At 51.1% G+C, this 22,751-nt stretch carries 19 protein-coding genes, 1 tRNA gene, 1 other RNA gene and 6 pseudogenes; 22 read left to right on the top strand and 5 right to left on the bottom strand.

Translation table 11 applies throughout. The features are described from left to right. Positions 1–84: 84 nt before the first annotated feature. The 3 genes from JCM15764_RS01890 to xerC all read right to left on the bottom strand — a co-directional run bounded on the left by JCM15764_RS01890 (position 85) and on the right by xerC (position 1,932). Positions 85–483, bottom strand: coding sequence for a CoA-binding protein (locus JCM15764_RS01890; protein ID WP_054692009.1), 399 nt, complete (start codon positions 481–483; stop codon positions 85–87). A gap of 78 nt (positions 484–561) precedes the next feature. After that, positions 562–948 carry a hypothetical protein gene (locus JCM15764_RS21230; RefSeq protein ID WP_243688165.1) on the bottom strand — a complete coding sequence of 129 codons (387 nt, stop codon included), beginning with the start codon at positions 946–948 and terminating at the stop codon, positions 562–564. Positions 949–1,047: 99 nt separating this feature from the next. Continuing rightward, positions 1,048–1,932: a tyrosine recombinase XerC gene (gene xerC / locus JCM15764_RS01895; protein WP_054692013.1), complete on the bottom strand. Its 885-nt coding sequence runs from the start codon at positions 1,930–1,932 to the stop codon at positions 1,048–1,050. A gap of 59 nt (positions 1,933–1,991) precedes the next feature. Here xerC and JCM15764_RS01900 point away from each other — a divergent pair. The 7 genes and pseudogenes from JCM15764_RS01900 to JCM15764_RS01935 all read left to right on the top strand — a co-directional run bounded on the left by JCM15764_RS01900 (position 1,992) and on the right by JCM15764_RS01935 (position 9,581). Next, positions 1,992–3,118 (top strand): annotated as a pseudogene (locus JCM15764_RS01900) (DUF362 domain-containing protein). A 420-nt stretch (positions 3,119–3,538) separates the two neighbouring features. Continuing rightward, complete coding sequence (locus tag JCM15764_RS01910; protein ID WP_054692019.1) at positions 3,539–5,062, top strand: transglycosylase SLT domain-containing protein; 1,524 nt, start codon at positions 3,539–3,541, stop codon at positions 5,060–5,062. Between the two features lie 48 nt (positions 5,063–5,110). Then, the gene (locus tag JCM15764_RS01915) at positions 5,111–5,836 is read left to right on the top strand and encodes a tetratricopeptide repeat protein (RefSeq protein ID WP_054692022.1); all 726 of its coding nucleotides are present in this window, start codon (positions 5,111–5,113) and stop codon (positions 5,834–5,836) included. A 131-nt stretch (positions 5,837–5,967) separates the two neighbouring features. Further along, positions 5,968–7,770: pseudogene (gene typA, locus JCM15764_RS01920) on the top strand (translational GTPase TypA). A 114-nt stretch (positions 7,771–7,884) separates the two neighbouring features. Next, positions 7,885–8,619, top strand: coding sequence for an outer membrane protein assembly factor BamD (locus JCM15764_RS01925; protein WP_054692025.1), 735 nt, complete (start codon positions 7,885–7,887; stop codon positions 8,617–8,619). A 23-nt stretch (positions 8,620–8,642) separates the two neighbouring features. Next, complete coding sequence (locus tag JCM15764_RS01930) at positions 8,643–9,017, top strand: YybH family protein (RefSeq protein ID WP_243688166.1); 375 nt, start codon at positions 8,643–8,645, stop codon at positions 9,015–9,017. A gap of 69 nt (positions 9,018–9,086) precedes the next feature. After that, a complete protein-coding gene (locus JCM15764_RS01935) occupies positions 9,087–9,581 on the top strand; it encodes a DUF4337 domain-containing protein (RefSeq protein WP_243688167.1) in 495 nt (164 codons plus the stop codon). A 76-nt stretch (positions 9,582–9,657) separates the two neighbouring features. Here the strand turns inward: JCM15764_RS01935 and sucD are convergent, their stop codons facing one another. Then, entirely contained in the window at positions 9,658–10,527 is an 870-nt protein-coding gene (gene sucD / locus JCM15764_RS01940; protein WP_054692031.1) for a succinate--CoA ligase subunit alpha, read from the bottom strand. 32 nt (positions 10,528–10,559) lie between these two features. Beyond that, positions 10,560–11,730: pseudogene (sucC, locus tag JCM15764_RS01945) on the bottom strand (ADP-forming succinate--CoA ligase subunit beta). A gap of 201 nt (positions 11,731–11,931) precedes the next feature. On the opposite strand from sucC, the gene JCM15764_RS01950 reads away from it, so the two are divergent. The 15 genes and pseudogenes from JCM15764_RS01950 (at position 11,932) to JCM15764_RS02010 (ending at position 22,739) form a co-directional block, all read left to right on the top strand. Next, entirely contained in the window at positions 11,932–12,729 is a 798-nt protein-coding gene (locus tag JCM15764_RS01950) for a c(7)-type cytochrome triheme domain-containing protein (RefSeq protein WP_054692034.1), read from the top strand. Positions 12,730–12,755: 26 nt separating this feature from the next. Further along, a complete protein-coding gene (locus JCM15764_RS21235) occupies positions 12,756–13,250 on the top strand; it encodes a cytochrome c3 family protein (RefSeq protein WP_243688168.1) in 495 nt (164 codons plus the stop codon). Next, on the top strand, positions 13,237–13,479 hold the full coding sequence (locus JCM15764_RS21240; RefSeq protein WP_243688169.1) for a c(7)-type cytochrome triheme domain-containing protein: 243 nt from the start codon (positions 13,237–13,239) through the stop codon (positions 13,477–13,479). The genes JCM15764_RS21235 and JCM15764_RS21240 overlap by 14 nt, the downstream gene beginning before the upstream one ends. Then, the gene (locus JCM15764_RS01960) at positions 13,480–13,800 is read left to right on the top strand and encodes a hypothetical protein (RefSeq protein ID WP_054692037.1); all 321 of its coding nucleotides are present in this window, start codon (positions 13,480–13,482) and stop codon (positions 13,798–13,800) included. Positions 13,801–13,942: 142 nt separating this feature from the next. Continuing rightward, positions 13,943–15,070 (top strand): THUMP domain-containing class I SAM-dependent RNA methyltransferase, encoded by a 1,128-nt coding sequence (locus JCM15764_RS01965; RefSeq protein ID WP_054692040.1) that lies wholly within the window; start codon positions 13,943–13,945, stop codon positions 15,068–15,070. An 83-nt stretch (positions 15,071–15,153) separates the two neighbouring features. Continuing rightward, a tRNA-Ile gene (locus JCM15764_RS01970) sits at positions 15,154–15,230 on the top strand. A 118-nt stretch (positions 15,231–15,348) separates the two neighbouring features. After that, positions 15,349–16,325 (top strand): annotated as a pseudogene (locus tag JCM15764_RS01975) (Nif3-like dinuclear metal center hexameric protein). 184 nt (positions 16,326–16,509) lie between these two features. Beyond that, positions 16,510–17,229, top strand: coding sequence for a zinc ribbon domain-containing protein (locus JCM15764_RS01980; protein WP_054692129.1), 720 nt, complete (start codon positions 16,510–16,512; stop codon positions 17,227–17,229). Between the two features lie 22 nt (positions 17,230–17,251). Further along, an RNA gene (gene rnpB / locus JCM15764_RS02215) (RNase P RNA component class A) lies at positions 17,252–17,624 on the top strand. Between the two features lie 32 nt (positions 17,625–17,656). After that, entirely contained in the window at positions 17,657–18,256 is a 600-nt protein-coding gene (locus JCM15764_RS01985) for a hypothetical protein (protein ID WP_054692044.1), read from the top strand. Between the two features lie 18 nt (positions 18,257–18,274). Continuing rightward, positions 18,275–18,610, top strand: a complete 336-nt coding sequence (locus JCM15764_RS01990) for a hypothetical protein (RefSeq protein ID WP_054692046.1) — start codon at positions 18,275–18,277, stop codon at positions 18,608–18,610. Between the two features lie 387 nt (positions 18,611–18,997). Then, entirely contained in the window at positions 18,998–19,480 is a 483-nt protein-coding gene (mraZ, locus tag JCM15764_RS01995; RefSeq protein ID WP_054692050.1) for a division/cell wall cluster transcriptional repressor MraZ, read from the top strand. After that, positions 19,481–20,414: pseudogene (gene rsmH, locus JCM15764_RS02000) on the top strand (16S rRNA (cytosine(1402)-N(4))-methyltransferase RsmH). Positions 20,415–20,434: 20 nt separating this feature from the next. Next, positions 20,435–20,770: a cell division protein FtsL gene (gene ftsL, locus JCM15764_RS02005; RefSeq protein ID WP_012645864.1), complete on the top strand. Its 336-nt coding sequence runs from the start codon at positions 20,435–20,437 to the stop codon at positions 20,768–20,770. Next, a pseudogene (locus JCM15764_RS02010) lies at positions 20,767–22,739 on the top strand (penicillin-binding protein). The gene ftsL and the pseudogene JCM15764_RS02010 overlap by 4 nt, the downstream one beginning before the upstream one ends. Positions 22,740–22,751 lie beyond the last annotated feature (12 nt).

The following is a 22,751-nucleotide window of genomic DNA, read 5'->3' on the forward strand; positions in this document are numbered from 1 at the left end:
GTTGTCAACAGGGGAGTCTCAAATATGGGGTCAAACACGGAGTTGCTGCAAAAGGAGATGGCAGGGTTCAATCTCTGACCCTTGTTAATGATCGCTGAATCCCAGAGCAATCAGGATGCAGCTGCCATCACCGATGACATTGATGCCGCGGTCGCGGCAATAGGCGATGGCTGACTGGCTCTCAGCTCCCGGCTGCATCCAGATGTTTTTGATCCCCTTCCGGGCCGCTTCTTCCACAACCTTTTCCGTCACTGCCGGAGGGGTGATGATCGAGATACTGGTCACCTCAGCAGGCAGTTCTGAAACGGAACTTACACATTCCTTCCCTTCGACCTGCCTTTCCTTCGGATTTACCGGTATGGCCATCAGACCGTGCTCCTGATAGCAGCGTAACACCCGGTTCCCATATTTACTGCGGTCACTTGATGCACCGACCACCCCGAATGCTTCTGCTTTGAAAAACTCTTCCATCTCTTTTCTCATAAATCCCTCCTGTGGCAGCAGTTGGACATTTTTTTTCAAAAGAAGGGATACCCTTTCTGTCGTCGTCTTATGATGTGCTCAACCAGGAAATAGGCGCGGATGAAGGGTATCTTCTTGCGAAACAGATCGAAAAGGTCGACCCCGAAGTGAACAAGAGCCTGATAGAAACGGGATAAAGATGGGGTATAAATAGGCTAGGATGGCGACAAGGAAGAAGAAATCGAAGGTATGGAACAGGCACAGACCGTAGTAGGGTATGTCGTGTTCAATCTTCCGCAGTTCCTCGAAATACCTGAACATTCCTGATACACTGTAACGTTTGGTGCGCTGGATATAGCAGAGATAATGGTCGACATCGATCAGAACACTACCGGTGCAAAAGATAGCGACTTCCGCGTTTGACCAGAAGGGAAGCAAGGCGGCAGCAGCGACACCGGTAATGGCAAGATGTTGGTTCAGTGTCATTCATTTCTCCCAGATCGATTGTACCTTCCCTGGTTTTGCTTGTAAAGGATGGGCATTCAACATTAAATATCTCCTCTTCTTCATATCAAAATCATCCTGTTATTTCTTGCGCGCTTTAGGGTGGGCTTTGTCATACACTTCCATGAGCCGGTCTATACTCACATGGGTATACTTTTGCGTGGTGGAAAGGGATGCATGGCCGAGAAGCTCCTGGATGGCCCGCAGGTCGGCGCCCCCTTCCAGCATGTGGGTGGCAAAGGTGTGACGCAGTGTGTGTGGTGAGATCTTTTTCATGGTAGCAATTTTGACTATATGTCTATCGACGATCCGGGCAACGCTCCGGCTTGTAAGGCGCGTGCCACGGGCATTCAAGATCAGTGGCGCTTCTTCAGGGGGGGTGTTCCTTGCTGAGAGGTAGTCCGCCAATGCCTCAAGGGCTTTTCTGCCAATGGGGACTATTCGTTCCTTGTTCCCCTTGCCGCAAACCCTTACAAGTCGCTCATTCATCTCCACCTCACCCACATTAAGCGCAGTAAGCTCGGAGACCCTTATACCGCATGAATAAAGTAATTCCAGGATGGCTCGATCACGGAGTGAAAGGAGGTCTTCCTGCTGTGGTGCCTCAACAAGGGTGGTCACTTCATCGATGGTAAGGTGGTAAGGTATTTTCTTTTCTTTCTTCGGGGTGCTGACCAGTTCGGCCGGGTTTTTGGAGACAAGACCCTGACGCAGCAGATATTTGAAGAGTGCGCGAATGGCGGCAAGCTGGCGGCCGATTGAGCTTTTCTGGTGGTCCTTGTAAAGTCCGGCAATATAGCGCCTGATCAGCAGGTGACTGATACTGCCCACATCGGCCTGGACTTTTTCACGATCGAGGAATGACAGAAAAAAGGTCAGATCACTGCGGTAGCCGGCGACGGTGTGGGGAGAGGCATTTCTTTCAACGGCAAGGTAGCGGCAAAATTGATCAATCAGCTTTTTCATGCTATGAAGTTAAACAATGATTGGTTTTTTTTCAACTTCTAACTGTGGCGGGTGAGACCATGAAACTGGTCGGCATAGAAAGGGTCGACAGCTACGAGCGGGCTGTCGTTAAGGAAGGTATGGCCAGGCTCCTGAAGCCATTAGGTGGAATGGAGGCCTTCGTTCAACCGGGGGAGAAGGTCCTGCTGAAGCCGAATATGCTCTCGGCCAAAACTCCGGATGCTGCAGTGACCACACATCCCGAAGTGCTGCGGGCGGCTATCGAGCTGGTGCAACAGGCGGGAGGCCTGCCATTGGTCGGAGACTCGCCTGGCGTCGGCAGCCAGAAGAGGGTGGCTGAAAAACAGGCTTGCTGCAAGTGATTGAAGAGACCGGCGCTGAGATTGCTGACTTTTCCGAGCCCGTGGAGGTTGCAGGAACGGGCACCTTCAAACGGTTCGCTCTGGCTCGTCCGTACCTGGGAGCAGACAGGATCATCAATCTGCCGAAATTGAAGACCCACGAAATGATGACCATGACCTGTGCGGTAAAAAACCTCTTTGGGGCTGTCGTCGGGACGGGCAAAGCCGGCTGGCACCTGAAGGCGGGCGCGGATCGGGACCTGTTTGCCAGAATGCTGGTGGAACTTTATCTGTTGCGCAAGCCGGATCTGAATATAGTCGATGCTGTCGCTGCCATGGAGGGCGATGGCCCGGGCAGTGGCGATCCGCGCCATGTGGGACTGCTTTTGGCTGGGGAAAATGCGGTGGCGGTGGATGTTGTAGCCGCTGAGATTGCCGGTATCCCCAAAAAACTGCTCTATATTCAAAGGGCCGCCGCCAGCCTCGGTGTTGATGGCGCCGACCGCTCGGAGATTGAAACTACCGGTTTACCACTTGAAGAGGCTTGTGTACCTGGTTTTCGACTGCCCCATATCTCCGATGTGCAGTTTGGTCTTCCCCAGTTCCTGAAGAACCGTCTGCGCCATTACCTTACCTCCCGCCCCTGTTTGGCGGAAGAGAGGTGCAGGCTTTGCGGCGTCTGCAAAGATGCCTGCCCACCCCATGCAATCCACATAAGAGAGGGGAGATTAAGCTTTGATTACCATGCCTGCATCCGCTGCTTCTGTTGCCGTGAACTCTGTCCGGAAGGAGCACTGGATGTTGTAGAAGGAACCCTGGTAAAGATAATAAAGAAATTCAAATAAATATATTTAATGCCCGTCGTGGTTGACATCGTTAGGGCTCAGGATTATTATTGAAACATCATCAAGAAAATGATGAGGGATAGAAAATTACAGCGAAAGGAGACCAACTGATCTATGTGGACAACAATCTATATGCTTCGCCCGGTAACCCGCTGCAAAGAAGGTTGCCCTAGTTAGCCCGCCAGCTTCGGTGGCGGGCGTTCCCACAAAGCCCCCTTTACTACGAAAGGGGGCTTTTTTATTCATGCCGTTAGCATCTGCCATTTGCCTTGCATTGACCCCGGTTCCCGCCTGCATATGCAATAAACCCCTTTCACATTGACAAAACAGCGTTTTTCATCTAGTCTTTCACCTTTCAAACTTCTGCCATAAACGGCTTCCATTGCTTTTATCCGTCAATTTCTTGTGGAAGGATGTTCAATGAAAAAGCTACTGGTTGTGGCAATGATACTGCTTTCTGCAGAGGTATCTCTTGCTGCGGAGCAACCACATTTACTGCAGGAAATGATAGCCCACGATCAGGCTGTGTCCATACCTGAATTGGCCAGACTCGGCGTAATGGATGCAGTTCAGCCACTGGATCGTGTCGCGGCCTTGTCAGGTGAAACGCGCATCATCGAGGGGGTGGAACTGTCCCCTTCGGAAATATTCTCCCTCGAAGCCGCCCTGAGCAAGCAGGTGGAAGAGGGATTCGAACTCAAGCTGCCGGATGAGGAGCTGCCTGAATCGGACCTTCCCCTGACCTTCAACAACAAGGTGGAATACTTTGTTCGCTATTTTCAAACCGGCGGCAGAAAATCCTTTTCAAAATGGCTTTCCCGGTCCGAGCGCTTCATCCCAATGATGTGCAAGGTGCTGAAAGAAAAGGGGCTTCCCGAAGACCTTGTCTATCTGGCCATGATCGAGAGTGGTTTTTACCCCCATGCCTATTCCGTTGCTGCAGCTGTAGGGCCTTGGCAATTCATGTCCGGCACAGGCAAGCGGTATTCCCTTCGCATCAATTCTTGGATCGATGAGCGGCGCGACCCTTTGAAATCCACTGTCGCTGCTGCACTTTATCTCAAGGAACTGTATGCCCTGTTCAATAATGACTGGTATCTGGCAGCTGCGGGATACAATGCCGGCGAAAACAAGATCATGCGCGCTATCAGCAGGTATAACAGTCGGGATTTCTGGGAATTGTCAAAAGGCTCATATCTCAAGCGTGAGACCAAGGATTACGTGCCGAAACTTTTGGCTGCGGCAATTATAGCCAAGGAGCCTGCCAAATATGGGTTTGCCGATGTGGCTTATCTTCCTCCCATAGAATTCGATACGGTAACCGTAGCCTCCAGAACCGATCTGGAGTTGGTTGCCAAAATCTGTGATGTACCATATGAGACCATCAAGGGTCTTAATCCCGAGCTCAGACGCTGGACTACTCCCCCTGATTATCCAGACTACCAACTGAAAATACCCAAGGGAAAGAAATCTGTTTTCGAGGCCGGGTACGCAGCGATACCGGCAGACAAAAGATTTACGGAGAAAATCGAGTATACTCGCTACCGGGCAAAAAAAAGAGATACCCTGGTCTCGATCGCCAAGCGCTTCGGTACGACCACATCTACTCTGGAGGAGCTTAACCACCTGGGGAAGCATAGACGTCTGCAGGGCCGGACTCTGACCATTCCAATAATGATGTCGTCTGCTGCAGAGTCTACTGCAAAAGCATCATCGAAACCGGCTGTTACTGCAAAAACTGAAAAAACCTTCAACAAGTACTACACAGTCAAGAAGGGGGATACCCTTGCCTCTCTCGCCAGACGCTTCAACGTCTCTGCCAGTATTCTCTCCGCATGGAATAACATCAGGACAAAGGTTGCACTTCGTCCCGGCAAGAGGATAATTGTTGCCAAGTACGTGGAAAAGAAGGGTGGGATGGAGAGTGCCGAGGATAATGGCTGATCATTCACCGCTGATTACACGACCTATTTTACTGAAAGGATATAAAAGATGTATAACCTGCTGATTTCTGCCGGCACCGCCATCATCGTTTTCATACTGCTGAAGTTTGCTTTTCACCTGCCCTGGTGGGGTTCTATCCTTATCGCATTGCCTTTTTTTCTCGGCTCGTTCCTGCTTATCTCCCGCATTGTTACCAAAAAATTGGAAGCCATCATGTCCGGTGCAATGAAGGACATTCAGGCACAACGTTTTGAGAAGGGGCTGAGGGAGCTGAAGGCTGCCTTCAAGTACGGCAAGTGGCAGATTTATGTTACCGGCCAGATCAATTCCACCATCGGCATGGTTTACTATGTGAAACGGGATTTTTCCAACGCCTTCCCTTACCTGGAAAAAGGGTTCTTCAAGAACTGGGTTACCATGGGCATGCTCGCCATTACCTACATGAAGCGCAACAAAAGGGACAAGATGAAGGATACCTTCGAAAAGGCGGTGGTTGCAAGCCCGAAGGAATCTTTGCTGTGGAGCCTTTATGCCTATTGTCTGAGCGATGGCGGCGATAATGGCAAGGCAAAGGAAGTGCTTGAGCGTGGGCTGAAGAAGCTGCCCGGCGATGAGAAAATAAAGCAGAATTTACAGCTGCTTAACGATGGCAAGAAAATGAAGATGAAGGCCTATGGCGACATGTGGCTTCAGTTCCATCTGGAAAGCATCGGCACAATCCAGAAACAACAGATGGCGGCTATGGGTGTGAAAAGGCGGATTATCAGAAAATAAGCTTGTAATTATCTGTAAAACCTGCCATATTGACCGTTTGAAAGGCGGGCTACAAAGCCCGTCTTTTCTTTTGTTATGGCTCATATAAACTGTGGCAAACGCTGCAAAAGGAAAAGAGGAGTATTGTAACCATGCAGGAACTGATCAGAAACATCGCCATTATTGCCCACGTCGATCATGGCAAGACTACCCTGGTTGACGCCATGCTCAAGCATGCCGGCGTTTTCCGCGAAAATGAACAGATCACGGAAAGGGTAATGGATTCCAACGACCTGGAGAAGGAGCGGGGGATCACCATTCTTTCCAAGAACCTTTCCGTGCACCATGGACGCTTCAAGATAAACATCGTCGACACCCCCGGCCATGCCGACTTCGGTGGCGAGGTGGAACGGGTCCTGAAAATGGTGGATTCGGTGCTGCTCCTGGTTGATGCCCTGGACGGCCCCATGCCCCAGACACGATTTGTCCTGAAGAAATCCCTCGATCTCGGTCTAAAGCCGATCGTGGTCATCAACAAGGTGGACCGGCCCGGAGCCCGCCCCGCAGAAGTGGTGGACATGGTGTTCGACCTCTTCTGCGAGCTGAATGCAACTGACGAACAGCTGGATTTCGCCATTGTCTATACCAGTGCAAAGCTGGGCTATGCCATGCTGGATATGAATGCAGCTTCATCCAGCATGGAACCTCTCTTTGCCGTTATCGAGTCCAACGTCCGCCCCCCCACAGGGGACCAGAATGCACCCTTCCAGATGCTGGTTACCAATATCGATTACAATGACTACATCGGCAGGATTGCCACCGGCAAGATCTTCAACGGCAAGGTTACTGCCGGTGAAAACATCGCCCTGGTAAGACGGGACGGCAGTGTCGTCAAGGGAAGGATTTCAAAACTTCTTGGCTACGAGGGGCTGAAACAGGTGGATATCCCGTCAGCGTGTACTGGTGATATCGTTACTGTTGCCGGTTTCAGCGAGGTGGGTATCGGCGAGACCCTGGCGGCAGCGATAATCCTATCGGCCTTCCCTATGTCTCCATAGATGAACCGACCATTGCATGAACTTTATCGTTAACAATTCCCCCTTTGCCGGTCGGGAAGGAAAGATGGTCACTTCTCGCAACATTCGCGAGCGTCTGGATCGGGAACTGCGTACAAACGTGTCCCTCCGGGTTGAGGATACCGCCAATCCCGATACATTCAAGGTCTCGGGGCGTGGCGAGCTGCACCTCTCGATTCTCATCGAAAACATGCGGCGCGAGGGTTTCGAAATGGCCGTATCTAAGCCAGAAGTAATCTTCCGTGAGGAGGAAGGCAAAAAACTGGAGCCGATGGAGTATCTGGTTGTGGATGTGCCCTCCGAATACCAGGGTTCAATTATTGAGAAGATGGGACCGAGGAAGGGGGAGATGGTTGCCATGAATCCCATGGGCGATACCATCCGTCTTGAATTCATCATCCCGGCTCGTGGTCTCATCGGGTTGCGGGGCGAGGTTATGACCGAAACCAGGGGCACGGCTGTGGTCACCCATACCTTCCATGATTACGCGCCCTACAAGGGGGACATTCCGGGACGCAAAAACGGGGTCTTGATAGCCATGGAACTCGGAGAAACGACAGCTACTCGCTGGATGCCCTGCAGCCGAGAGGGGTCCTTTTCATCGGAGCCGGTGTCGAGGTTTACGGCGGCATGATCATTGGCCAGCACGCCAAGGACAACGACCTGGATGTCAATCCATGCAAGGGTAAAAAACTGACCAACGTCCGGGCCTCCGGCTCTGACGATGCCATTAAACTTACGCCGCCACGTCTGCTTACTCTGGAGCAGGCCCTGGAATTCATCGATGATGATGAGCTGGTCGAGGTAACGCCCCAGTCGATCAGGCTGCGCAAAAAAGAGCTGGATCCGAACCGGCGCAAACGTTCATCAAAGGCATGACAGAAAAAGGCGAGGGATTATCCTTCGCCTTTTTTACAGCCGTGCCGGTAGTTTGAATTTGACAACATGAGGATTTTACACTAATTTCTTCAAAAAAATTCTGCAGGTGGACTTATGAATATGAAAAAATTCCTTGTCGGTCTGGTTCTTTTTATTACAGGTTGCGCCGGTACTTCCGAGACGGTAAAAACGGCTGATACTTATTTCAAGGAAGGAGAGGACTTCTATGCCTCTCGCCGCTACGAGGATGCCATTGCCGAGTGGAAAAAGGTGAAGGAGAGTTTCTCTTCGCCGGAGCTGACCACTATGGCCGAACTTAAAATAGCTGACGCTTATTTTGAAAATCGCAGCTACATTGAGGCTGCCGCAGCCTATGATGATTTTCGCAAGCTTCACCCCAATCATGATCAGGCCGCCTATGCATACTACCGCTTGGCGCTGTGCTACTACAACCAGATAACCGGTATCGATACCGACCAGACCCCCGTGAAGAATGCAGTAAAATTCCTCGATTCCTTCATCAAACTTTACCCCAAGACTGAATATGTCCCTGAAGCAAAAGCGAAGCTCGATGAATGCATTGGCAAGCAGGTTGAATATGAGGTCTACGTCGGTCACTTTTACCTCCGATCAGGCAAATACCAGGCAGCCATCAAGCGGCTTGAAGAAACACTTGCCAAATATCCGAAGGTGGAGAATTCCGACCAAGTACTGTTTTACATCGGCAAAGCCTATTTCCTGTCCGGTGACAAGACCAAGGGGAAGGAGGCTTTCAACAGACTTGCCAAACAGTATGTATCCAGTAGGTACCTGGAGGAGGCTAGGCAGGTAATGGAAAAGTACTATTGAGACCACTTTTCATATTTGGGGTCGTGCTGCTGTTTTCCGGCTGCACAGGCGGAGACGATGACCGCCAGGCGATACAGACGGTCATGAGTCAGCGCCAGCAGGCATTTCGCAATAAAGATATCAATGTTTATCTTTCCCTGATTTCTCCCCACTACCAGGATCAAGGGCAGGACCTTGCCGCCAAGAAAAGGGAGCTTGCCTTAAACTTCGCCTCATTCGAGCAGGTCGATTACCGTTCTGACGGCTACAAGATTGAGGTGAACGGCAAATTCGCAACTGTATCCGGCACTTATCGCTTGAAAATCGTCAGAAAGGGGCAAGTGTTGGAGCTGGCAGGTAAAGAGTCTCTACACCTTCGTAAGGAAGGGAAAGGCTGGCTGATCGTCGGCGGGCTGTAACAATATTAACCATGATTGGGAGGTATTAGTGGCAGAGGACAAAAAGGAGCCGTGGCTTAATTACCTGCCTTGACCACCATTATACTGGCTGTCTGCGCCACACTTTCCACCTTTAAAGGCGGAGCGTTTTCCACCCGCTCGGTGATGAGCCAGACACAGGCATCTGATCAATGGGCCTTTTACCAGTCGAAGAGCATCAAGGGATACCTGTATGAGATGCAGAAGGAAAAGCTGGAACTGGAATTTAAGGCTGACAATGGCAGGATGCCCCTGACCCTTGCCGCTGACTATGGGCAGAAGATAGAGACCTACACGAATAAAATTGCCAAATACGAGGAAGAAAAAACGGCTATCCAGAAAGATGCAAAGCGGTTTGAAAAAATCCGTGATGACGCGCAGAAACATTCCCAAGCATTCGGGCTCGCCGTGATATTTCTGCAGATTGCCATTCTGCTTTCTTCCGTCGCCGCTTTGATGAAAAAGAAGTATGTCTGGTTGATAGGATCAGCTGTGGGAGTTGTCGGCATCGCCTATTTCATCAACGGTTTTTTTCTCTACTTCTGATCGCCCCTTTTTGAAACAGGCTCCGGTAGCGGCCGGTGCCTGCTTTCTGCCTATGCTTTTTTCCCCTTGGTTTTCCCTATCCCCATGACAGCCTGCATAGTCTCCCCCATTTGGGTCGGCTGGTGGAAACAGTGACGCCGCATCCCCGTAATACCTGAATCTTGTCTTCCGCTCTCCCCTTGCCACCGGTGATGATGGCCCCTGCATGCCCCATCCGTTTTCCAGGTGGGGCGGTTATGCCGGCAATGAATGCCGCCACCGGTTTCCTCATGTTTTCCTTGATCCATTCAGCTGCTTCTTCTTCGGCGCCTCCGCCGATTTCACCGATCATGAAAACACCATCGGTAGCCGGGTCTTCATTGAACAGTTGAAGGACATCTATGAATTTCATGCCGATGATCGGGTCTCCGCCGATTCCGACACAGGTGGACTGGCCGAGCCCCACGTCGGTCAGTTGCTTTACCGCCTCATAGGTCAGGGTGCCGCTTCTGGAAACCACGCCGATCCTTCCTTTTTTATGGATGTGCCCGGGCATGATACCGACCTTGCATTCACCTGGAGTAATAACCCCTGGACAATTGGGGCCGACCAGCCGCATTTTTTTGCTTTCCAGCACCCGCCGGGCCAGGACCATGTCCCGTACCGGTATTCCTTCGGTGATGCAGACGGCAAGATCCATACCCGCATCGGCCGCTTCCAGAATTGCATCTGCTGCTGCCGGAGGCGGGACGAAAATCATCGAGACGTTGGCCTGGGTGTAATGCACCGCTTCTTCAACGGTATTGAAAACCGGGATCCCTTCGATGTGAATTCCTCCCTTACCGGGAGTGACACCAGCGACGATCCTGCTGCCGTAATCACGGCACTGCTGGGTATGAAACAGCCCGCTACGGCCTGTTATTCCCTGGACCAGTATTTTTGAGTCTTTATTCAAAAGGATTGACATTGTTTATCTCCATCATTTGCGCAGTATATATGTCAATGGGGGCGGCCTGCCTGCAGCATCTGAACAATGCGGGTTGCACCATCCCCCAGATTATTGCCGATCTGTACATTGAGCCCCGACTGCATCAGGAGCTTTTTCCCCTCTTCCACCTTGCTGCCATCCATTCTGACCACTATCGGTAGCGCGCAGTGTACTTCCGATGCCGCCTCGATGATTCCCTGGGCGATAATGTCGCAGCGCATGATGCCGCCGAAGATATTGACAAACACTCCCTTGACGTCTGTGTCCTGAAGGATGATTTTGAAGGCCTCAGTGACCTTCTCCCTGGTCGCGCCGCCCCCCACATCGAGAAAATTGGCTGGTTCGCCACCCGACTCCTTGAGTACATCCAGCGTGGCCATGGCCAGCCCTGCGCCGTTGACCATGCAACCGATGTTCCCCTGCAATTTTATGTATGAAAGATCGAATTTGCCGGCGGTAATTTCCAACGGGTCAAGCTGGGAGTAGTCCTGCATGTCGGGATATTCCCGGTGGCGAAACATCGAATTGTCATCGAAATTAATCTTTGCATCCATGGCCATCAGCATCCGGCCTTGGTAATGACCAGAGGATTAATTTCCACAAGAAAGCAGTCTCTTTCAGTGCAGCATCGGTAGAGATTGAGGATGAGGTCTACGCAATCTTCGCAGATACTGCCCTTGAGCCCCAAGGCAAGGGCAATTTTTCTCGCCTGGTAAGGACGCAGCCCGGTGAAGGGGTCAATGGTGAGGATATGTATCTTTTCCGGTGATTTTTGCGCAACTTCTTCGATTTCGACCCCTCCTTCGGCGGAAGCGATCAGACAATATCGGGAGGTTTCCCGATCAAGGGTTATGGAAAGATAGAATTCGCGGGCGATTTCCACGGCTTCTTCGACAAGGATCCTGCGCACTTTCAAACCCTGAGGGCCGGTCTGAGGTGTAACCAGCTTTCTGCCGAAGAGATCCTTTGCCAGTTCCTGTGCCTGTTCGGATGGTGGACCAATTTGACGCCACCAGCTTTACCCCTGCCTCCGGCATAGATCTGCGCCTTGACGATGCATCTCCCTCCCATCTCCTTGGCAGCACGTTCCACCTGGTCGGACGTCAGTGCGACCCGGCCACGCGGCACGGCAATGCCAAAGGAACCTAGGATCTCCTTTGCCTGATATTCATGTATGTTCACAGGCACCCCTTTTATTCAAATTGACTTTACGATTATCATAAATCCTGCTGATTGCAAGGCTGAACCGGATATTTTGCATATTTGCCATATTTATTCAATTATTCAATTTTATTTAAAACCTGTTATCATTCGTCATTGACACTGCATTATTAGTCTACTATTATTTATCCCTACTATTGAAGGCGGTACGGGGGGCGCACCATGAAAAAGGTTTTCATTGTCACATTACTGTTCGTTGCCATGGCGGGACTAGCTTTTGCCCAGGTAGGGGTGAAGAAGAAGAGGCAACCTCCCTATGAATACGGAAAAGTGGTGATGAACAACTACTCCGAGAAGGTAGGGCTGAAATCAGTGCAATTCGACCACTGGATACACCGGAGTAAGTTCACCTGCCGACTTTGCCATATGGATATAGGCTTCTCCATGAAGGCGGGGGAAACCCAGCTGAAAGCCGCTGACAACATGCGCGGTTACTTTTGCGGCACATGTCATAACGGCAAGATGGTCTATGGCGAGAGAGTCGTTTTCAAGGCCTGCTCAAAGGAGTTTTCAAAGGAAGAGGTTAAGACCTGTGAACGATGTCACCAGACCGGCTCAAACATGAAAAAGGAAGCAGAGTTTGAGAAGTTTGCCGAAAAAATGCCAAAGGAACGCTACGGAAATGGAATAAACTGGGAACAGGCGGAACAGCTGGGCTTGATTAAGCCAGTGGATTTTATCGAGGGAGTATCCATCAAAAAAGCACCCTTGGCCACACAAAAGGACTTTGCCCTAGGTTCAAAAATAGAAGGTATACCAGATATTATTTTTTCACACAAAAAACACACCATCTGGAATGGCTGTGAGGTCTGCCATCCGGAGATTTTCATCGGCATGAAGAAGGGTGCCGATAAATACACGATGGTAGATTTGTTTCAAGGCAAGTATTGTGGAGTCTGTCACGATACGGTAGCTTTTCCCCAGACAGACTGCCAGCGATGTCATGCCAAGCCCGTATGAAAAATTTCATCGGGTGGTTAATTATTTTGTTGTTGGGTCTGGGGATTTCGGCAGTAGAGGCGGCATTCTTCAATCTGCCGCAACTTCCCCCTGCCGAGGAGTATGGCAATATCCTCATCAACCGGGCTTCCGCAGCGAACAACGTCAAATCCGTGAGTTTCTCCCATTGGCAACACAGGCTCAAGTATACGTGCCGGGTCTGCCACTCCGAGCTTGGCTTCAACATGAAAACCAATACTACTGAGATCACCGAACTTGCCAACAGGAAAGGTAAATACTGCGGCGCCTGCCATAACGGAAAGATCGCTTTCAGGCATAACGGCAACTGCGATAAGTGCCACAATGGCAACATTGCCTATGCGCAGGGGAAGTTCGATGTCTTCTCCAAGTTCCCCTTTGCCCGTACTTCATATGGCGATGGCATAAACTGGTGGAGTCCCTCTCACAGGTACCCTCTCTCCTGCCAAGTACGTCAAGACCAAATCCCAGGATATTTCGTTCGACAAGATGCTGGTTCTTGATTCGGAAATGAGTATTATTCCGCCATCCATATTTCCCCACAAGGCCCACACCGCTTGGCTTGATTGTGATAGCTGCCATCCGGAAATATTCAACATCAAGAAGAAAACAACCAAATTTTTTTCCATGTCTTACATACTAAGGGGTGAATTCTGCGGCGTATGCCACCTCAATGTGGCATTCCCCATGGATGACTGCAGAAGATGTCACCCCGGAATCAGGGAAGGTTAAATGACTAAAATATCAGCAGGTCTCATGATAGTCTTTCTTGTGTTCCTCTCAATTACAGCTGATTTGAATGGCGGTCTAACCACGGCTGCTTTTGGAGAAGAGGCATGGAAAGAGAAGCTCATGGGGTTATGCGCCAAAACGGATGTAGCCATGACTCTGTCACCCCAGGAGTTGAAGGAGCTGATTGCAGGCTGTGAGAAGTTACAGCCGATAATCGATGGCCTTGAAGAAAGTCCACGAAAAGTCTACGGTAAGCGTCTTAAGATGTGCATAGATCTCTTTGTCTACGTACTTGAGGCCAAAGGGAGGGATGCGAAATAACCTACCCGGAATGACAATAGGGGCAATGGAAGGGGGATGAAAATTATCCCCCTTTCTTTATGGCTGTTTTTAAGGTAATGGTATTGGGTGAAAGGCTTGCCATACAGCCGGCCTTACCTGTCTGAGCAGGAGCTATAGCATAATGGAACAACGCTTTTTTGCCACTACTGCCAAAGGTTTGGAAGAAGCCCTTGGCAACGAGCTGAAGACCCTGGGGATAAAGGGCATACACGTGCAGACCGGGGGCGTAGGTTTCTCTGGGGACATGTCTGACTGTTACCGGGCGAACCTCTGGCTGAGAACAGCAAACAGGGTATTGATGGTTGTCGCCGAGTTTGCCTGCGATTCTCCACAGAGCCTGTACGACGGAGTGCGGGCGGTATCCTGGAACAATTTCCTCAACCCGAGAATGACCATCGCCGTTGACTGCAACCTGCGAGATTCCACTTTGACCCATTCCGGCTTTGTGGCCCTCAAGGCTAAGGATGCAATAGTCGACGAGATTCGCGATCATTGTGGAAGCCGTCCTGATGTGGATGTGAAAAACCCGGACCTGCGGGTCAATATTCACCTGTTTCGCAATCACTGCACAGTGAGTCTGGATACTTCCGGCGATCCTCTGGATAGGCGTGGTTACAGGCTGGAGAGAACAGTGGCGCCCCTACGGGAGACTCTTGCTGCAGGGCTTCTGGAACTGAGTGGCTGGGATGGAAATACTGCCCTGGTTGATCCCATGTGTGGTTCCGGGACCATTCCCATTGAGGCTGCTTTAAAAGCGAGCAGGTGTGCGCCGGGGCTCCTTAGGGAAGGTTTCGGCTTTCAGCGCTGGCCGGGATTCGAACAGCATAAATGGAAGGAGCTGGTGCGGGGGGCGCGGCAGGTGGTCGAGGAAAAGATTGCAGCGCCCATAATCGGCAGCGATATTTCAGCCAAGGCTATCGCGGTTGCCTGCAGTAATGCCATCAGAGCCGACGTGGGAGACATGATCCAGTTCCAGATCTCTGACATAAGGTCTCTTACTCCCCCATCCGGTCCGGGGGTAATTTTGTTTAATCCTCCATATGGGCAGAGGCTTGGCGAGGAGGAGGAACTGAAGGTTTTGTACAAGGAGATTGGCGATACCATGAAGCAACGCTGCAAAGGATATGTGGCGCATCTATTCACGGGCAACCTGGAACTGGCTAAATATGTAGGGTTGAAAGCTTCGAGGCGGGTGGTTCTATTCAATGGCCCGATTGAATGCAGGCTTTTAAAATATGAACTCTATTGAAGAATATATGTAACTTATTGGAGGAAAACCAAAAAATTCTTGACACCACTTCAGCTGTATCATATTATTAATCTTCGCTTTGCGGGCCTATAGCTCAGTTGGCTAGAGCTACCGGCTCATAACCGGTCGGTCCCAGGTTCGAGTCCTGGTGGGCCCACCATCTAAAAAATAGGATGATGTGGGGATGCCCTTAAAGCACCTGGTCAGAAGAAGGCATAATCAATATGTAAAGAAAAGAGTGCACACCAAAAGGTTGCACTCTTTTTCTTTTGAGGGCGATGAAAACTCCACGAGTTTCAGACATAGTTGGAATCATTAATAAAATTGCCCCCTTCAGTTATGCTGAGGATTGGGATAATGTAGGGCTTCAGACGGGAGACCCTGCTTCTACGGTAGAGAAAATCATGGTGGCCCTTGATCCAAGCCGAGGAGCAGTAGATGCTGCGGTGGCTGCCCATAGCCAGCTTCTGCTTACCCACCACCCCTTATTTTTCGCACCCATCAAGAAGATTGCCCTCAATGACCCCACCGGCTCTATCGTCTCACTTTCCCTGAAAAACAACCTGTCGATCATCTCTTTGCATACAAATTACGATATTGCCCAAGGCGGTCTGAATGACCTGCTGGCCACGCGTCTTGAAATGACTTGTTGCGAACCGCTGAAGGTCGCAGGGACAGAGGAATTGGTTAAGCTGAGCGTTTTCGTGCCCCGGGACCATGAGACGCAGGTGCTTGATTCGCTGTTCAAGTTTGGTGTCAGCCTCGGCAATTACCGTGACTGTACTTTTCGTACCTACGGAGTGGGGACATTTACTCCACTGGAAGGCGCGCAGCCTTTTCTCGGTCGTATCGGAACCCGTGAACAGGCTGAAGAGACCAGAATTGAAGTGCTTGTCAGCAAAGAGAATATACCTGCGGCCGTAAGCGCAATGGTGTCTGCACACCCTTACGAAGAGCCTGCCTATGATCTTTACCCTCTCCTCAACAGGGGGAAAACCCGTGGATTGGGCCGGATCGGCGTTCTTGAGGAGACTGTTTCGCTGGGGGATTTTGCCGCCATTGTGAAGCATAAGCTGGCAGCTGCCGGCATCCGCTATGTGGGGGATTCCGGGCGCCAGGTGAAAAAGGTCGCCGTTTGTGGCGGAAGCGGAGCATTCTTATTCAAGCTGCGTTGCGCCAGGGGGCGGATGTGCTGGTTACCGGCGATATAAAGTACCATGAGGCCCGAGAGGCCGAAGCTCTGGCTTGGGCCTGATAGATGCCGGTCATTTTGCTACGGAAGTCCTCATGGTTGACGGCATAACCGAGCGAATAAACGATGCATTGAGAATAAAAGGCTACGGGTCTGAAGTTGTTGCTTACAAAGGGGAGACGGATCCATTTACATTTGCTTGATCTCTTCTGGTGTTAGAAAATAAAAGGTAATGGGGAGGCTGATTTTGCGGAAGAATTTGAAATTGTTGGGAGAGTTGCAGGGTATTGATCTTAAAATTGATGTACTGCATGGAGAGAAAGATGCCCTCCTTGGGGAAATAGCCGCTCTGGAAGACAATGTTACCATTGCTCGTAATGCAATCGATGAGAAAAACGGTCAAGCGGAAGAGTTGGAGACAGCTAAGAAGAGTCTGGAAGAGAATCTGGCTACGGAAGCCGAAAACATTGCCAGGTCTGAAGCGCGTTTAAAGGAAATAAAAACCCAGAAGGAATATCAAGCAGTTTCCAAAGAAATCTCCAGCGCCAAAAAGCTCACTTCCGAACTGGAAGAGCAGATTTTGCAGAAAACCGCTCAGCTCGAAGAATTGCAGGCGCAGATAGCAGAGAAAGAGGAGAATCTCAAATCGTTGGAAACAAATATATCTGCACAGCAGGGCGAGGTGCAGTCAAAGGTGGACAAGCTGGAGTCGGATATTGCCATCGGCATAGCAGCAAAAGACGCAACGGTAAAAAGCCTCCCTGCTTCCATGGTGAAGCGGTACCAAAAACTGAGAGATCAACGTAAGGGGATTGCTGTCGTTGAAGCCAAGGATGGCTGCTGTCTTGGTTGCAATATGAACCTGCCTCCCCAGGTATACAATCTGCTGTTTCGCGGCGAGGAAATCATTACCTGTCCCCACTGCCAGAGAGTTTTACTTCTTCATCAGGAACCGAATAACAACTAACAGACGCAGTTTGATTTTGGCCGAAGCAGACCAGGTGGTCGCCGCCCGCAAGGGGGAGGAAAGTCCGGGCTCCACAGGGCATGACGCTGGATAACGTCCAGCGGGGGCAACCCCAGGGAAAGTGCCACAGAGAGAAGTCCGCCTGTCGGAAGCGTGCGAAGACAGGTAAGGGTGAAAGGGTGAGGTAAGAGCTCACCGGATCCGGCGGTGACGTCGGATGTCAGGTAAACCCCGTCAGGAGCAAGACCAAATAGGGAAGCGTCAAGGACGGCCCGTCCGTGCTTCCGGGTTGGTTGCTTGAGGCCGTCGGCAACGACGGTCCTAGATGAATGACCGCCGCCTGCTTCAGGGAAACCTGTTGCAGGAACAGAACCCGGCTTATGGCTGCTTCGGCCAAATATATAGCTTGAAATCAGGGTAACGGTCAATGGCCATGGGTTGTGCGAATGGCCATTTTCTTTATGGGGAGTTCTCATTGCAGGAAAAGGCGGCATGCGCTGAAGATGCTGACAATACCACGACCGACTATGAGCTGTGGCGGCAGGGAGTGGTGCAGATTACCCGGACAGTGGAGAATCTCCCCGCTATGGTGGTTGCCCAGGCTAAATCTGCAATCCGGGAACTGCTGGACCTGAAATCGGCAATGCATGCTGTCGTGGAAAAATCTGCCGGCGCATCAATCTGCGCAGTTTGTGGTGGAAAGTGCTGCCGGTGCGGCAAGTACCACTTCTCTGCCGTGGATCTGGTTGCATATCTGATGACGGGAAAGGACATTTTTACGCCGAATTTTAGCGGAAAGGGCTGCCTCTTCCTTAATCTCGACAGTTGTCTCATGCCGCCTGAGTATCGCCCATTCAACTGTATTACCTTTGCCTGCGAATTGCTGGAAGACAATTTTGCCGGGCAGGATAAAGATTCTTTCTATTCGATGGAACGGGAACTGCGGCTTCTATACCAGGAACTGCAGCAAATCTTCCCTGATCAAAGAATGCGCAAATCGGTTATGAGCTTCAATGACGGAATGTGATATTACGGAGGCTTTTTTATGACATCTGTAAACGATCTGGTCCTTGTTCATATAGACAACAAGCCGGGATTTTATGCACGCCTGGAAGACATTTCTCCCGATGTCAAGCCCGGATGGTGGAAGGTAAAGTTGCTTGTTCTGACCATACCGGTACAGATCTATACCTGGATTCTGGACGAAAGCCAGATAAACGGCGCACCTTTTACCATGGGGGGGACACCCGTCCTGCTGGAAAAGATAATTCCACCGGAACCGGACACCCACCATGGCAATGAAGAGTCCGAAAGAAAAGATCCTGAGAAAAAAGGGGGAGCCAAGGTCGTATCGCTGATGGACCGAAAAAAAGAGAAATAAGGAAGCTTGTCAACCCCGATGGTGGCCATGCCGCCTGTCTTGCATTCCTTGAAGTATTCATTATCGGAGTAGTTCCCGCCTGAATTGTTCTTTCTTGCAGTGTTCCTGCCTGTTACCACCTGTGCCGGTCAAAATCCCCGAGTCCACCTTATTTAACCCCGGACCGGTATCTCATTCAGCAGTTCCAGCGACAAAATCCTGTCAAGGACCAGGAAAATAAGTTTTTTCTTATGTTTCCTTTTCGTCTGATCTTAACTGCCTAAAAAAACGGAAAAAATAGAAAAAAATCATCCTAAATTTGCCTTGACAACCATCTTGACCGCTAGTATAGTTTCTCCGTAAAGTGGTAAAAAGTGGTAAGGCGTGGTAAAAAGTGCCAGGGTGAACATGTTTAGAGGGAATTTCGAGACCAGCATTGATGTTAAAGGGCGAACCAGTCTGCCTGCCAAGTTCCGGGAGGTGCTCGTCGATTCTTTCGGTGACGAGCGCTTTTTCATGACGAACTCAAATCCGGTCAGGCTGGGAGACGGAGGCTACAGCTCCGGTCTCGTCATCTATCCCTATAACGAATGGCTGGCCCTGGAAGAAAAACTAAAGGTGGGTACCGGTCTCGGGCTATCCTCTGCAGAGCTTGCATCCGTGAAAAGAAGGATAGTCGCGCCAGCCGTAGAATGTGTTGCCGACAAGCTGGGGCGGATCCTCGTCCCCCCCCATTTGCGCAAGAGCGCCTGTCTGGAGCGGGAAATACTCTTTGTCGGCATGTTGAACAAAGCTGAGATCTGGAGCCAGGCCGAATGGGAGAAGGTCTTCAGGCAGGATATCGAGAACTTCCCTGTCGATTCGCCGGTATTGGCTGAGTTGGGGCTTTAGGTGGCGGATTTTAAACATGTTTCTGTTCTACCTGCAGAAGTTGTTGCCTATCTGGCACCACGACCAGGTGGTATATACGTGGACGGTACCCTTGGCGGGGCAGGGCACGCCCGCCTGATACTTGAAGCCTCCGCGCCCGATGGGTTGCTCATCGGGTTCGATCAGGATGGGCAGGCATTAGCGTCTGCAGGTGAACGATTGGCGCCATTCGGCAAAAGGGTGGTTCTTGTAAAAAGAAATTTTGCCTTTCTGGAAGAGTGCTGGCAGAGATTGGGATAAAGGCGATTGACGGTTTTCTCCTGGATGTGGGGGTTTCCTCTCACCAGCTGGATACAGTGGAGCGGGGATTCAGTTTTCAGCATGACGCTCCGCTGGACATGCGTATGGACCAGAGTGCCGAGACCACGGCTGCGGAGCTGGTCAATACACTATCAGAAGAAGATTTGTGCCGTGTGATACGTGAATACGGGGAAGAGCGATGGGCAAAACGGATTGCAGCTTTCATAATCAAAAGGCGTGAAGAGACTCCCATAGCTACCACTTTACAGTTGGTAGACGTGATTAAAGCCGCCGTACCCAAGGGTGCATGGGAAGTGCGCCTTCATCCGGCAACGCGGACCTTTCAGGCGCTTCGCATTGCCGTTAATGACGAACTTGCCAGCTTGGAAAAAGGCCTGTCAGGCGGGGTCAGGCTTTTGAAAAAGGGGAAGGGGTGGTGATATCGTTCCATTCATTGGAAGATCGCATTGCCAAAACAACCTTCCGATCCCTTGCTCAAGGTTGCAAATGTCCACGGGAGATCCCTCGCTGCGTATGCGGAAATTTGCCGCAGGTGAAGGTCCTGACCGGCAAGCCGGTAGTTGCAAATGAAGTGGAAGTTTCTTCCAATCCCCGCTCGCGAAGCGCCAGACTCAGGGCCGTCGAAAAGATTTAGAAACCAGGAGGTAACGGGAAATGGAACATACCAAGGCAACATTCAGCAAGGTAGCTGCACCGGTAAATACAGCCGCAGCCATCGATACACGCTGGAATTCCTTCCCCTATCTGGTTGCAGTGATGGTGATGGTGACTCTTGTTTCCGTATTCCATGTCTGGTCCAGGGTCAAAGTCATCGACCTCAACCTGGAGATTTCGGCAACAAACCGCCTGTTCCAGGAGATGCAGCAGGAAAATAAAAGATTGAAAGTGGAGATTGCTTCACTGAAGACACCCGCGAGGATCGAGGCTCTTGCCAAGGGAGATCTCGGCATGGCGATGCCGACCGACCAGCAAGTGATTGTGATAAAATGAATGATAAGAAGGAAAAATGGACAAGAATCCGTATTCGCATCATAGGTGCGGTTTTTGTCTCTATTTTCGTTCTGATTGCAGCAAGAGCATTTTATCTGCAGGTAGTTAAAAAGGAATCCCTGGTAAAGCTGGCGGAAAAGCAGCATCAGCGGATTGTGCCACTGACGCCGGTACGAGGGGCGATTTTTGACAGCAACAATGCGCCCCTGGCGCTTTCTATCGAGATGGATTCCTGTTTTGCAGAACCGCGCAATGTGGAAAACATTCCCGATGCGGCGGCAAAACTGGCGCCTCTATTGTCAATGCCCGCCGATCAGGTGGAGAAAAAGCTGAAAGGCAGCAGGAATTTCGTCTGGCTTCAGCGCCGGATGGCCCCTGATCAGGTTGCCGCAATCAAGGTCCTGGCGTTGGAAGGCATAGGCTTTGTCAAGGAGAGCAAGCGCTTCTATCCGAACTCGGAGATTGCTGCCCATGTGGTCGGCTTTACCGGGATGGATCCTGAAGGGTTGGAAGGGATCGAGCTGAAGTACGATTCAACCATTCTCGGCAGTACCGGTTATCTGGTGACTGAGCGTGACGCCCTTGGCAGGGAGGTTTATAGCAAGGGGACCGTGGTCAAAAATCCAGCCAAGGGACAGAATGTTACCCTGACCCTGGATAAGAATATCCAGTATATAGCTGAAAAAGAGCTGATCAAGGCGGTGGAGACAAATGGGGCAAAGGCGGGGATTGCACTGGTTATGGAACCTGCAACAGGTCGCATATTGGCTATGGCCAATTACCCCAACTTCAACCCCAATACCTACTCCAAGTATGCGCAGCAGGCACTGCGCAACAGGTCCATAGCCGACAGTTTCGAGCCGGGTTCGACCTTCAAGATATTTCTGGCTGCAACAGCATTGGAGCAAAAGGCGATCAGGCCCGGCGACGGGTTCAACTGTGAAAACGGCAGCTACAGCATCGGCGGCAGGACCATCCATGATACCCACAAGTACGGGTATCTGAGTATTGCGCAGATTCTCAAGTACTCAAGCAATATCGGAGCGGCCAAGATTGGTGCAAGACTGGGCAATGATAAACTCTATGCCGGCCTCACCGGCTTCGGCTTCGGCGAAAAGACCGGCATCGATCTGCCTGGCGAATCGAGCGGCACCCTGCGCAACAAGAGCCAATGGTTCGGCGTCGATCTGGCCACAATTTCCTTCGGTCAAGGAGTTACCGCAACTCCTCTCCAGATTGCTACCGGAGTTTCGGCGGTAGCAACGGGGGCCTGCTGATGAAGCCATACCTGGTGGAAAAGATCAGCGACGATAATGGCAACGTGGTGCGGAGCTTTGCGCCGGAGGTGAAACGCCGGGTCATCTCCGAGGAAACGGCGAAAACTGTGGCCCGCATGCTGGAAGGAGTGGTTGCCGAAGGGGGAACGGGGGTCAATGCCGCTGTGGATGGTTATCGTTCGGCCGGCAAAACCGGTACTGCCCAAAAGGTGGACCACCTGACGCGAGGGTACTCGGCCGACAAGAGAACAGCTTCCTATGTCGGTTTTGTGCCTTTGGAAAAGCCGAGACTGACAATCCTGGTGGTGGTTGATGAACCTAAGACAAGCTCTTATGGCGGGATTGTAGCCGCACCGGCCTTCAGCGCCATTGCCGAACAATCCCTGTGCTATTTGAAGGTGCCAACCGATCATGCGTTAAAGAAAAAAGCAGAGCAGGTAGAGGTAAAATCAGCTCCTTCGGTCGAAACGGTTGACGCCGTTGTGGACGGGGGCGTTGTCGCAGGGGCGGCAGGAGCCATAATGCCTAATTTCCGAGGCCTCAGCATGCGACAGGCACTGAAGGTAATGCAGCAACGTGGCCTTAACGTGACGCTCCAGGGGAGCGGTCGCGCCGTAGAGCAGAATCCGATGCCGGGCAGTATTATCAGCGGAAACGATCGGGTCTGGGTCAGATTTGTTCCCTCAGCCTGAGTAAAAACAACG

The sequence above is a fragment of the Geotalea toluenoxydans JCM 15764 genome, assembly GCF_001311985.1.
Classification (GTDB): domain Bacteria; phylum Desulfobacterota; class Desulfuromonadia; order Geobacterales; family Geobacteraceae; genus Geotalea; species Geotalea toluenoxydans.

Bases quoted from the DNA above. Each gene is read 5' to 3' on its own strand.
- JCM15764_RS21240 (WP_243688169.1), top strand. From the start codon at position 13,237: ATGCTGGTTCTTGATTCGGAAATGAGTATTATTCCGCCATCCATATTT.
- JCM15764_RS01985 (WP_054692044.1), top strand. From the start codon at position 17,657: ATGGCCATGGGTTGTGCGAATGGCCATTTTCTTTATGGGGAGTTCTCA.
- JCM15764_RS01910 (WP_054692019.1), top strand. From the start codon at position 3,539: ATGAAAAAGCTACTGGTTGTGGCAATGATACTGCTTTCTGCAGAGGTA.
- JCM15764_RS01960 (WP_054692037.1), top strand. From the start codon at position 13,480: ATGACTAAAATATCAGCAGGTCTCATGATAGTCTTTCTTGTGTTCCTC.
- ftsL (WP_012645864.1), top strand. From the start codon at position 20,435: ATGGAACATACCAAGGCAACATTCAGCAAGGTAGCTGCACCGGTAAAT.
- JCM15764_RS01990 (WP_054692046.1), top strand. From the start codon at position 18,275: ATGACATCTGTAAACGATCTGGTCCTTGTTCATATAGACAACAAGCCG.
- JCM15764_RS21230 (WP_243688165.1), bottom strand. From the start codon at position 948: ATGACACTGAACCAACATCTTGCCATTACCGGTGTCGCTGCTGCCGCC.
- JCM15764_RS01915 (WP_054692022.1), top strand. From the start codon at position 5,111: ATGTATAACCTGCTGATTTCTGCCGGCACCGCCATCATCGTTTTCATA.
- JCM15764_RS01925 (WP_054692025.1), top strand. From the start codon at position 7,885: ATGAATATGAAAAAATTCCTTGTCGGTCTGGTTCTTTTTATTACAGGT.
- mraZ (WP_054692050.1), top strand. From the start codon at position 18,998: ATGTTTAGAGGGAATTTCGAGACCAGCATTGATGTTAAAGGGCGAACC.
- JCM15764_RS01950 (WP_054692034.1), top strand. From the start codon at position 11,932: ATGAAAAAGGTTTTCATTGTCACATTACTGTTCGTTGCCATGGCGGGA.
- JCM15764_RS01890 (WP_054692009.1), bottom strand. From the start codon at position 483: ATGAGAAAAGAGATGGAAGAGTTTTTCAAAGCAGAAGCATTCGGGGTG.
- xerC (WP_054692013.1), bottom strand. From the start codon at position 1,932: ATGAAAAAGCTGATTGATCAATTTTGCCGCTACCTTGCCGTTGAAAGA.
- sucD (WP_054692031.1), bottom strand. From the start codon at position 10,527: ATGTCAATCCTTTTGAATAAAGACTCAAAAATACTGGTCCAGGGAATA.
- JCM15764_RS01965 (WP_054692040.1), top strand. From the start codon at position 13,943: ATGGAACAACGCTTTTTTGCCACTACTGCCAAAGGTTTGGAAGAAGCC.